This window comes from Leeuwenhoekiella palythoae (assembly GCF_020310025.1).
In the GTDB taxonomy this organism is placed as follows: Bacteria; Bacteroidota; Bacteroidia; order Flavobacteriales; family Flavobacteriaceae; genus Leeuwenhoekiella; species Leeuwenhoekiella palythoae.
The window spans coordinates 2,831,097-2,844,284 of record NZ_CP084318.1 but is presented as its reverse complement, the minus strand read 5'-3'; the positions used below and the strand labels follow the sequence as shown (position 1 = coordinate 2,844,284).

The 13,188-nt window shown below is 44.0% G+C and carries 3 protein-coding genes; all 3 read right to left on the bottom strand.

Annotation, left to right across the window (positions count from 1 at the left end; all coding sequences use genetic code 11):
* Positions 1–216: 216 nt before the first annotated feature.
* Genes LDL79_RS12170 through LDL79_RS12160 form a run of 3 tightly spaced genes read right to left on the bottom strand, consistent with a single transcriptional unit; the run spans position 217 to position 13,003 of the window.
* Positions 217–2,142 (bottom strand): OmpA family protein, encoded by a 1,926-nt coding sequence (locus LDL79_RS12170; protein WP_225597874.1) that lies wholly within the window; start codon positions 2,140–2,142, stop codon positions 217–219.
* A gap of 11 nt (positions 2,143–2,153) precedes the next feature.
* A complete protein-coding gene (locus LDL79_RS12165) occupies positions 2,154–3,077 on the bottom strand; it encodes a PorP/SprF family type IX secretion system membrane protein (RefSeq protein WP_072984424.1) in 924 nt (307 codons plus the stop codon).
* Positions 3,078–3,109: 32 nt separating this feature from the next.
* Positions 3,110–13,003 (bottom strand): Ig-like domain-containing protein, encoded by a 9,894-nt coding sequence (locus LDL79_RS12160; RefSeq protein ID WP_225597873.1) that lies wholly within the window; start codon positions 13,001–13,003, stop codon positions 3,110–3,112.
* Positions 13,004–13,188 lie beyond the last annotated feature (185 nt).

Here is a 13,188-nt window from a genome sequence, read left to right as displayed (position 1 = left end):
TTAAAGCTTCGGTTTACATTTTTCTCAAAATCAACCAACTATCTTTAGCATTATTTATAATTAAAGATACTAAGTGATATTCAACAATAAAGAAGTTTAACAGTATTTCTTAAAATCTATGAGCTAAAACTGGTATTCTATAAAATAAGAAACTCCCTCAAAAGAGGGAGTTTCTACGTTAAAATCAAAGAAGAAAAATGATTCTAACGCCTCTCATTACCTGCTTACAACGATGAATTCAGACCTCCTGTTTTCAGAATATTCCAGTTCTGTACAGGTTTTTCCGTCTTCATCACAAATATGTATGGGTCTTGACTCCCCATAGCCTATAGCACTCTCTATACGAGAAGGATCTATACCATTTTCTATGAGCCAGTCTTTTGTTGAGTTTGCCCTGTTTGAGGATAGGGTTTTATTAAAATAATCTGTTCCGCGCTGATCTGTATGCGATTCGATTTTAATGATCATTTCAGGATAAGACTCCATCACTTCAATGACCCGCTTTAGCTGAATTGCAGCCACGTCGTTTATATTGTAGCGATAATATTCAAAGTAAATGGGATCTATACGTATCTTTTCGACATCTCCATCGGTCACAAATATTTCTGAAAGATCTTTTAGCCTAAAGTCAACCATATCCATTAAATGACCGGGAATCAAGTCGGTTGAAAAATCTAAAGCGTCTTCTCCATAGCCAGCTTTCGTAGCCTCTAAGGTATAGGTAGTTTCACAGTTTAACGTCATGGTGTACGCTCCCTTCTCGTCGGTTATTACCTCTTGATGCACCTGACCATCATTAATATAGGCAGTCACTTTGGCGCCAGATAATGTCTCTTTTGTTTCTAGATCATATACCGTCCCGGTGATCGTTTGTAAACATTCTTTTACGTTATATTTAAAACTATAAATATCATCACCACCTTTTCCGCCAGCGCGGTCTGAGGAAAAATAACCAGAGTCAGGTTCTAAACCAGCCACATAAGCAAAATCATCTGCATTAGAATTGATGTTAGGCCCCAGATTGATAACGGCTCCAAAAATTCCGTCTTGAAAATTAGTTTTATAAACGTCTAGTCCGCCGAAGCCTACGTGTCCCTCAGATGAAAAGTACAAGGTGTTATCTTTATAAAACGGAAAATAATCATCAACAATACTGTTGATCAAAGGACCCAAATTTCGTGGTTTTGAGTACGTACCGTCCTCATAGATATCGCAAACATAAATATCTGCTCTTCCGTAACCACCCGGCATGTCTGAAGCAAAAAACAGTTTGGTACCGTCTTCGGTTACAAAAGGGTGTCCCGAAGAATACGTGTCCCCATTAAAAGGGAGTAATTCTTTCTTGATTTTTTTTGCAGTGAGATCTACACGATAAATATTGAAGTAATTGCGTTTATCCCCCGTAAAAATCTTTCTCTTATTATCTTGAGCGCTAGAAGCAAAGTAAATGTATTTACTATTAGGTGAGAAGCTTACAGTTGCATCATGATACGGCGTTTCTAAGTCTTCATTAAATAGTCCTATATTTGAAAAAGATTCGGGACCATTCATATCTGCCTTATAAATAGCTAAATAGGGTGTATTATCACGCTCGTAAATTTTATTAGCTTCTTTATTTCGGGCTGAAGTAAAAACAAATGTACCCTCACTTATCGCACCTCCAAAATCAGCATACTGTGAGTTCAATTCCAGATTTTTAATTGTGTACAGGGTGTCTCCCTTAATCAATTCTTCAAATCTTGATTTTTCTTCATAATATGCGTTGAGCATTTCGGGCGTTCCTTTTTCTTTCAGATACAACTCAACCACTTGGCTCGCTTTATCGTATTCTTTGAGATAACGCAAGGTGTCGTAATACTGAAATCCCTGAAAGTTATCTTGGTTAGGCCCCACCTTTTTATACCATATTTCATAATATTCTTTTGCCTTGTAGTAATCTTTAAGATTGTAATAAACATCACCCATTTTCATATAAACCTCGGGTGCTACATTCTCTTTTTTTGCTGAAGCCATATATTTCTCAAAAGCCGGAGCAGCTTCTATATAAATATGTCTATCATAAAGTTCGTTTGCCTTTTTTAGATTGCTTTGTGAGAAAGCATTAACACTTATAAATAGTAGTAAAATATAAATAGTTCTCATGGGTCTCAATTTTAAAAGAATCTTGGTGAAAAAGTTGCTCCTCGTCTTCTAGCGAGAGAAAACTTAATTAAGATCTCATGACTCCCCTCATTGTATTGATTAAAGTCTGAAGTATTATAATCGTAGGCATAGCCTATAAAAATATTATTGGTTACCTGAAAGCCCGCCAATGCGCTCACGGCAGCATCCATACTATACCCTGCCCCAATAGTAAAGCGCTCCAGAAAAAGAAAATTAGCCGATAGATTTGCTCTTATAGGCGCCCCTTCTACATAATCAAATAAAGCGGCCGGCTTGAATTTTGTATTCTGACTGATATCAAATATATATCCTCCAATGAGATACACGTGTAACTGCTCTGTGTTCACAAAATCATCTTCCTCATCATAATATTCCTGTGAGAAAAAGTTAGGCGTTGAAAGTCCCAAATACCATTGATCGCTATATAAATACGTACCGGCTCCTAAAACACCTAGAAATTGATTGTTGATGTTATTCATAAATGAAGGGTCATTAGGATTATCAAAAACCCCTTTTCTAAAATCAACGTTGAGTACTCTAAAACCGGCTTTTAAACCAAAAGACAAATAGGTACGCTCAGCCAACTGAATGGCATAAGAAAAGTTTCCGTCAATATTCAAGTCTTCTGAAGGGCCTAAGGCATCCCGAGTTATGTTTAAACCCAGACCTACATTATAGGTTACCGGTGTTTCCAGACCTAAGTTAATGGTCTCTGGTGCCCCGTCGATCCCGGTGAATTGTGCTTTATAATTTGCTGTAATGTTCAATGCATCAGATGAGCCTGCATAAGCAGGGTTCACTGTCATTGTATTGTACATATACTGCGTATAATTCGGCGCCTGCTGCCCGTAAATACCGGCAGCACTACACGCCACAATCATCAGTTTGATTAAGGTTGTGACTATTTTTGTCATGATTATTAAATTTTAATGAGAGAATTAATTTATTATCGAGCTATATAAATCCAACCGGTTAGGGTACGCTCACCCTCGCCCAACTCTATAGCATAGTAATAGGTTCCTGCAGGTAAACCGCTGGATTTGTTTATAGAGTTAGCTACATTAGAATCCCCGTTCCACGTATTGAGGTAACCACTAGCAGTGAAGACCAACTGTCCTACTCTGTTGTACACATTTACCGTATTGTTAGGGTATTTTTCAATACATCGTACCGTAAACAGATCGTTCATCCCATCACCATTTGGCGAAAACTCATTGAATACCATCAAGCAATCAGGATCGATCTCTACTTCTGAAGTATTGTTTCCGGTATTGCTGTCTATTGGTGTCGAAGTGATTATTTCAGCTACGTTTCTATAGTCCCCAGTGCTTAGAACAGTAGCTACAACTGTCAATGTTGTGCTGCTATTTGCTGCTAAAGAAGGAATCGTCCACACTCCGGTAAGCGGATTGTAATTACCAATTGGTGCCGTAAAACTGTCAAACTCTAAACCTGACGGAAGGGCTTCACTCACTTGAATATTAGTAATATCCGTTTCGCCGGTATTTGTTACTTCAATTAAGTACGTTACCTGTTCGCCAATTGCAGGATTCATTAGATTTACCGATTTAGAAATACTTAAATCAGAACAAGCTTCTGCAATAACTTCCAGATCAGCCGAAGTTTCAACGATACAAGAAAGTGTTGTGTCATAAGTCACGCTTACAGTATTGTTTCCTGGGATATCCCAAATTACAGCCACAAAATTATCATCTAGGCCACCTCCCGAAGTGATTGAACCTCCTGAAGTGATCGTCCACATATAATTCGACATGCCAGACTGTGTGGTGTAGATTATCTCAGTCCCCAGGCACGCATTAGCCTGTGAAGCTTCGATACTCGCAGTGGTAGGTGGCGTGAGCATAATAGTCACTCCAAAACGACCGTTGCCCTCTACTCCATCTACTACAAGAGCCGCATAATATGTTACTCCATCTGCTAAAGGCGTAGTTTCATCAAGCTGAACACCTTCTGTTTGCTGATCATACCAAACAATGTTTGACTGATCTAAAACAATATCCTGAAGCGTCACAGGATCTGTTGAACAGAACACCTGATTTTCATCTCCTGAAGGTATTCCTATGTTGATCACCAACTCATCAATTGTAGCATCTACTGAAGTATTCCCCACACCATCACTACTTTGAGCCATCACATCGTAAGTCCCCTCTTCTATCTCATTTCCATCAGGAATAGTCAGCGTCCACGTATCATCGCCATTATCAACCAAATTCCCATCACCCTCTACATAGGTTACACTGTTTACGCTTACGGTCAAACTTTCTGAAGAATCTGCAGTTCCGGTAATTGTCGGAGTAACGTCTGCTGTGGTCTGACTGTTTACTGTTGGAATACCAGGTCCTGTGGAATCAATAGTCAATTCGTCAAGCGTGGCATCGCTGCTGCTATTCCCGGCTGCGTCAGTGGCAGTTGCCATTATATCGTAGGTTCCATCAGGAAGTGCGTCAGCATCTGGAACGTCCAGCGTCCAAGTGTCGTCACCGTTATCCGTCAGATTGCCGTCGTCTTCGGTGTAGGTTACTCCGTTTAACATCACGGTAAGATCATCTGCTGAATCTGCAGTTCCTGTAATGGTTGGCGTGTTGTCATTGGTAGTCAACAGATCAACTGTTGGAACTGTTGGTGCGGTTGTATCGATCGTAAGTTCATCGGTAGTTGCATCGCTGCTGCTGTTGCCCGCAGAATCGGTAGCAGTTGCCATCACATCGTAAGTTCCGTCTGGAAGTGCGTTAACGTCTGGAACGTTCAGCGTCCAAGTGTCGTCACCGTTATCCGTCAGATTGCCGTCGCCTTCGGTGTAGGTTACTCCGTTTAACATCACGGCAAGATCATCTGCAGAATCTGCAGTTCCGGTAATGGTTGGCGTGTTGTCATTGGTAGTCAACAGGTCAACCGTTGGAACTGTTGGTGCAGTGGTATCGATGGTTAATTCATCGGTGGTTGCATCGCTGCTGTTGTTACCGGCTGCATCGGTAGCTGTAGCCATCACATCGTAAGTTTCGTCAGGAAGTGCGTTAGCATCTGGCACAACTAAAGTCCACGTATCATCGCCGTTATCGGTAAGATTGCCGTCGCCTTCGGTGTAGGTCACTCCGTTTAACATCACGGTAAGCTCATCTGCTGAATCCGCAGTCCCCGTAATGGTTGGCGTGTTGTCATTAGTAGTCAACAGATCAACCGTTGGTACCGTCGGTGCAGTCGTATCGATCGTAAGTTCATCAGTTGTAGCATCAGTGCTGCTGTTGCTAGCTGCATCGGTGGCAGTCGCCATCACATCGTAGGTTCCGTCTGGAAGTGCGTTTGCATCTGGAACAACTAAAGTCCACGTATCATCACCGTTATCGGTAAGATTGCCGTCGCCTTCGGTGTAGGTTACTCCGTTTAACATCACTGTCAAATCATCTCCAGAATCTGCAGTTCCAGTAATGGTTGGCGTGTTGTCATTGGTAGTCAACAGATCAACCGTTGGAACTGTTGGTGCAGTGGTATCGATGGTTAATTCATCGGTGGTTGCATCGCTGCTGCTGTTGCCCGCTGCATCGGTAGCTGTAGCCATCACATCGTAAGTTCCGTCAGGAAGTGCGTTAGCATCTGGCACAACTAAAGTCCACGTATCATCACCGTTATCGGTAAGATTGCCGTCGCCTTCGGTATAGGTTACTCCGTTTAACATCACGGCAAGATCATCTGCAGAATCTGCAGTTCCGGTAATGGTTGGCGTGTTGTCATTGGTAGTCAACAGGTCAACCGTTGGAACTGTTGGTGCAGTGGTATCGATGGTTAATTCATCGGTGGTTGCATCGCTGCTGTTGTTACCGGCTGCATCGGTAGCTGTAGCCATCACATCGTAAGTTCCGTCAGGAAGTGCGTTAGCATCTGGCACAACTAAAGTCCACGTATCATCGCCGTTATCGGTAAGATTGCCGTCGCCTTCGGTGTAGGTCACTCCGTTTAACATCACGGTAAGCTCATCTCCAGAATCCGCAGTCCCCGTAATGGTTGGCGTGTTGTCATTAGTAGTCAACAGATCAACCGTTGGTACCGTCGGTGCAGTCGTATCGATCGTAAGTTCATCAGTTGTAGCATCAGTGCTGCTGTTGCTAGCTGCATCGGTGGCAGTCGCCATCACATCGTAGGTTCCGTCTGGAAGTGCGTTTGCATCTGGAACAACTAAAGTCCACGTATCATCACCGTTATCGGTAAGATTGCCGTCGCCTTCGGTGTAGGTTACTCCGTTTAACATCACTGTCAAATCATCTCCAGAATCTGCAGTTCCAGTAATGGTTGGCGTGTTGTCATTGGTAGTCAACAGATCAACCGTTGGAACCGTCGGTGCGGTTGTATCGATCGTAAGTTCATCGGTAGTTGCATCGCTGCTGCTGTTGCCCGCAGAATCGGTAGCAGTTGCCATCACATCGTAAGTTCCGTCTGGAAGTGCGTTAACGTCTGGAACGTTCAGCGTCCAAGTGTCGTCACCGTTATCCGTCAGATTGCCGTCGCCTTCGGTGTAGGTTACTCCGTTTAACATCACGGCAAGATCATCTGCAGAATCTGCAGTTCCGGTAATGGTTGGCGTGTTGTCATTGGTAGTCAACAGGTCAACCGTTGGTACCGTAGGCGCTGTCGTGTCGATCGTAAGTTCATCGGTGGTAGGATCAGTTGCGGTTTGGATACCTTGGGTTACTGTGGCTGTTACATCATACACCCCATCGGTCAGTACTACCGGAAGCACCAGCGTCCAAGTATCATCAGTATTATCAGTTAAGTTGCCATCACCTTCGCTGTAGGTCACCCCGTCTACCGTTACCGTTAGATCATCTGCAGAGTCTGCAGTTCCTGTGATAGTAGGCGACTGATTACTGGTCACCTGTGGTACCACGGTGGGCTGCGTTGGTAACGTAGAATTGATCACCAACTCATCTACGGTAACATCTGAAGAGGTGTTGCCTGCGGTATCAGTAGCGGTGATCGCCACATCATACGTACCGTCTGCAAGTGCGTTTCCGGCAGGAACATTTAAGGTCCACGTATCGTTATTATTGTCTATTAAATCCCCATCTCCTTCGGTGTAGGTTACTCCGTTTAAAGTCACTACAATGGCATCTTCAGAATCAGCAGTACCGGTCACTGTAGGTGTCGTATCGCTGGTTTCTTGCGTATTCACTGTTGGTACTGTAGGTGCTATGGTGTCTACGGTAAGTTCATCGGTGGTTATGTCTGTACTGCTATTGCCTGCTATATCTGTAGCGGTAGCGATCACATTATATACCCCATCATCCAGTGCATTTGCTGCAGGAATCAGTAATGTCCAGGTGTCGTCACCATTGTCTATTAAATTGGTATCTCCCTCGCTGTAAGTTATTCCATCTACGGTAACGGTCAGGTTATCTATAGAATCAGCGGTACCGGTAATCGTAGGGGTATCGGTATTGGTGATCTGAGCATCTACCGTAGGTATTGCAGGATCATCAAGGTCTACCGTATAGGTTTGTGTGGTAGCTACTGTAGTCTGACACGTCAATAGATTTGTTGCTGTTACTGAAGCATCAACGGTAAGATTATCATCAGCTACCAATTGCGCGCCGGCTACATCAACCGTAAAGCTAAGGTCTGCAGCCACTGTGGTAGAATACTCAAAGGTATTTACTGTAACCACAACAGGATCGCCTGCTTCGGCGTCACCACCTACGCTTCCTGTAAGGGCGATGGTCGTTCCTGCTTCGGCTGCATTAATAATATTATCTGGCGTTACCGGATCTAAAGTAATGGTTGGTTCAGGACCGCCATCAAAGGTAACATCAACTACCTGAAGGTCTCCCGGTGCGTTTTCACAGCCTGTAACTGCATCCACTAAACTTACATATACTCTAAACGGACCATCAGCCTGAGTTAACCCTTCTACTTCAAGTTCGCCATCGGCGTTGATACTATACGTAATTCCATCTTCTACTAAACCATCAGTGATTGGCAGCGTTCCGTTAGCATCTAAATAATAGTTGAAGCTTCCGTTGATCGTTGCTGTGGGAACGATAGTAAGCAGTTCCGGAAGACAGATAGGAAGATCAAATCCTACAACAGTGATATCGCCGGATTCCGGTAAGGGATTGACAGTCACCTCTACGGCCACGCGGCCGGATTCTTCGGTACAACCCGCTAAAAAGGAAGCTACATAAAAGGTAGTGTCTTCTGACAATGCCGAAGTAGTAAAGGTTTCACCACTGGCTGTGGTTGCTAGTAAATTTCCGCCAACCTCGCTGTCATACCAGCGCAGTTCTGCACCCGCACTCGCCGTAGTCGCCAGTAAAGAAGCGCTTTCTCCCTCACACACTTCAACATCCTCTGATGCAGCATCGATGATAGGAAGACTTGGCGTAATAGCAATATCATGAAAGTCCAGACTCTGTGCGATGTTCACACCCAAAAGTGAGGACAGGCGCACCACTACTCGATCTGCAGCTCCGCCAACATCAAAAGCTACTGCTGCTATATCGCCATTCTCTAAAAGTCCTAAAAGATCTAGATTCAGTAAGGTTGAAAGGCTTGAACTAGAAACAAGTGTGGTTCCATTATAAGCTTCAAAGGTAATATTATTAGCTACTCCTAAAGCCAATAGGTTTGGATCTACTTTTAAACTGATTTTAAAATCTTCGGTAGGTTGCGTTGCAGTATCAAAATAAACTTCCTGCTCTACTGAAGCCGCCACACTCACAATACCTAAAGCTAATTGAGAGAAGGTGGCAGGATCTCCATCGATCGCATTTTCAGGATTGGTCACTCCCGCGCCTAGTAGTCCCACGCCACTAACATCTGTGGTGGTGAATGACGGACTGTTACAAATACTTGTGTCAATGGTAAGTTCGTTTGTGGTAGCATCCACACTTGAAGTACCTAAAGTATTGGTGGCTGTAGCGATCACATCGTACGTTCCTTCCGCCAGTGCTACCGGAACTTCTAGAGTCCAGGTGTCATCACCATTATCGGTGAGATCACCATCTCCTTCAGTATACGTTACTCCGTCTACTTCAACGGTAAGATCATCAGTGGAATCTGCAGTACCGGTGATACGTGGAGTAGTATCAGCAGTAGTCAGCATATCAACTGTTGGTACCGTCGGTGCTGTTGTATCAATTGTTAACTCATCAGTTGTAGCATCGCTGCTGCTATTACCGGCTGCATCAGTAGAAGTAGCTACCACATCATAGGTTCCGGCAGTTAATGCTGTTGGAATATCGAGAGTCCACGTACCATCACCATTGTCGGTTAGATCGGCTCCGGATTCCGGATAAGCTACTCCGTCAACCGTTACCATCAAGTCTGCTGAAGAATCCGCGGTTCCGGTAATCGTTGGTGTAGTATCATTAGTCGTTAAAAAGTCTACTGTTGGAATCGATGGCGCTGTCGTATCGATCGTAAGTTCATCAATGGTTACATCAGTACTGCTGTTGCCTGCTGCATCAGTAGAAGTAGCTACAACATCATAAGTCCCTTCTGCTAATGCTGAAGGAATATCAAGGCTCCACGTACCATCACCATTGTCGGTTAAAGCGGCTCCGGATTCCGGGTAAGCCACTCCATCAACCGTTACCACTAAGTCTGCTGAAGAATCTGCAGTTCCCGTAATGGTCGGTGTGTTGTCATTGGTAGTCAATAGATCAACCGTTGGTACCGTCGGTGCAGTCGTATCAATAGTAAGTTCATCGGTGGTAGCATCACTACTGCTGTTGCCGGCTGCATCGGTTGAAGTAGCTTCCACGTCGTAGGTTCCTTCTGCTAAAGCCGAAGGAATATTTAGAGTCCACGTACCATCACCATTGTCGGTTAAATCGGCTCCGGATTCCGGGTAAGCTACTCCATCAACTGTTACCACCAAGTCTGCTGAAGAATCCGCGGTTCCGGTAATCGTTGGTGTAGTATCATTAGTCGTTAAAAAGTCTACCGTTGGAACCGCGGGTGCAGTTGTATCGATCGTAAGTTCATCGGTGGTAGGATCAGACGCGGTTTGGATGCCTTGGGTTACTGTGGCTGTTACATCATACACCCCATCGGTCAGTACTACCGGAAGTACCAGCGTCCAAGTATCATTAGTATTATCAGTTAAGTTGCCATCGCCCTCGCTGTAGGTAACCCCGTCTACGGTTACCGTTAGATCATCTGCAGAGTCTGCAGTTCCTGTAATGGTAGGCGACTGATTACTGGTTACCTGTGGTACCACGGTGGGCTGCGTTGGTAACGTGGAATTGATCACCAACTCATCTACGGTAATATCTGAAGAAGTGTTGCCTGCGGTATCAGTTGCGGTGATCGCCACATCATACGTACCGTCTGCAAGTGCATTTCCGGCAGGAACATTTAAGGTCCACGTATCGTTATTATTGTCTATTAAATCCCCATCTCCTTCAGTGTAGGTTACTCCGTTTAGGATCACTACAATAGCATCTTCAGAATCAGCAGTACCGGTCACTGTAGGTGTGGTATCGCTGGTCTCTTGGGTATTCACTGTTGGCACTGTAGGTGCTGTGGTGTCTACGGTAAGTTCATCGGTGGTTGTGTCTGTACTGCTATTGCCTGCTATATCTGTAGCGGTAGCGATCACATCATACACTCCATCATCCAGTGCATTTGCTGCAGGAATCTGTAACGTCCAGGTGTCATCACCATTGTCTATTAAATTGGTATCTCCCTCACTGTAGGTTATTCCATCTACGGTAACGGTCAGGTCATCTATAGAATCAGCGGTACCGGTAATGGTAGGGGTATCGGTATTGGTGATCTGAGTATCTACCGTAGGTATTGCAGGATCATCAAGGTCTACCGTATAGGTTTGGGTGGTGGATACTGTAGTCTGACACGTCAATAGATTTGTTGCCGTTACTGAAGCATCAACGGTAAGATCATTATCAGCTACCAATTGCGCGCCGGCTACATCTACTGTAAAGCTAAGATCTGCAGCTACTGTGGTAGGATACTCAAAGGTGTTTACGGTAACCACAACAGGATCACCTGCTTCAGCGTCACCACCTACGCTTCCTGTAAGGGCAATGGTCGTTCCTGCTTCGGCTGCGTTGATTATATTGTCTGGCGTTACCGGATCTAAAGCAATGGTTGGCTCAGGACCGCCATCAAAAATAACATCAACTACTTGAAGGTCTCCCGGTGCATTTTCACAACCAGTGACTGCATCCACTAAACTTACATAAACTCTAAACGGACCATCAGCTTGGGTTAAGCCTTCTACTTCAAGTTCGCCATCAGCATTAATACTATACGTAATTCCATCTTCTACTAAACCATCAGTGATCGGCAGCGTTCCGTTAGCATCTAGATAATAATTAAAGCTTCCGTTGACTGTTGCTGTGGGAATAATTGTAAGCAGCTCCGGAAGACAGATCGGAAGATCAAATCCTACAACAGTGATATCGCCGGATTCCGGTAAGGGATTGACAGTCACCTCTACAGCCACGCGGCCGGATTCTTCGGTACAACCCGCTAAAAAGGAGGCTACATAAAAAGTAGTATCTTCTGACAATGCCGCAGTGGTAAAGGTTTCACCGCTGGCTGTGGTTGCCAATAAATTTCCGCCAACCTCGCTATCATACCAGCGCAGTTCTGCACCCGCACTCGCGGTAGTCGCCACTAAAGAAGCGCTTTCTCCCTCGCATACTTCAACATTCTCTGATGCAGCATCGATAACGGGAATTCCGGGAGTGATCGCTACATCATATAAGTCTAATCTTTGAAAAACATTAACTCCTAATAAGGAGGTGTAACGTACCACAATGCGGTCTGCAGGTCCAGCGACGTCAAAAGGAACCTGCGCGACAGCACCGCCTTGCAAAAGGCCCAAAAGATCAAGATTTAATAGGGATGAAAGACTCGAACTCGAGACTAATGTAGGACCATTGTAGGCCTCAAAGGTGATATTGTTAACCACTCCTAAAGCCAACAATGTTGGATCTACTCTTAAACTGATTTTAAAATCTTCAGTGGGCTGTGATGGGACACCAAAATAAACTATTTGCTCTATAGATGCAGCTACGTCCAACACCCCAAGACTCAATTCTGAGAAAGAGTTGGGATCATTATCTATAGCATTTTCAGGATTATTGACTCCTGCTCCTCCCAGTTGCAATAAATCAAGACTAAGCCCGTCTCCATCATAAGAGGTGTAAAGTGGATCATTACACGCTAAAGCGCCAGAATTATAAAATGCGCCTCTCACATTTAATGTTCTCGTATTACCTAAACCTAGAAGCGAACCTATAGTATTAGTGATGCGTATACTGCTGTATGATTGATTTGGGGTCATAGCAATATACATCGCACCACTAACATCTGTTACCACACGCACTCGGGGAGAATCAAAGGTGTTAGGGTCAGAGGAGTCTGCGCTAAGCACCGTTGTTGTGCCCGATCTGGCTTCAACTGTAAATTCTTGATTTCCGATAAGGACTACCCCAAGAACATCTCCTAATAGATTACCCAGACCACCACCTAGCAATACACGAAGAAGTTCATCCTGAGTGTCTATGCGTATGAAGGTTGTGGTATTTGCTGCTACCGGAGTATCGTAGCCTATCTCAATAAAACTGTCATAAGCTCCTATACCTAATGCCAAACCACTATTAGCTTCTAACTCTGCAGTGGTATTTAGATCACCATCTACAGCAAATGAACCGTTAACTACGTGATCTGTATCAATATCAACTAAATTAGTTGCAAACGTCTGTGTTTGCCCTAATGCATTTTGCCCTATACTGCATACAAGAAGCAGGCAAAAGATGGATTTGATAATAAAATTTCGAAAAGTAAAGTTCACCATAGTTACTTTGTTTTAAGGTTGAGAGGTTATTTTTAAAACGTTAAATCTGAGCAATAAAAGCCTAGACCAACAACCATATATGGCTGTAAGTCAAGATTTTAAAATGTAAATAGGGGTGAGAAAATTTTGACATAAGTATGGCTAAAAACCCTCTTAAATGTCAAAATGAACGTCTACTCTGGAAA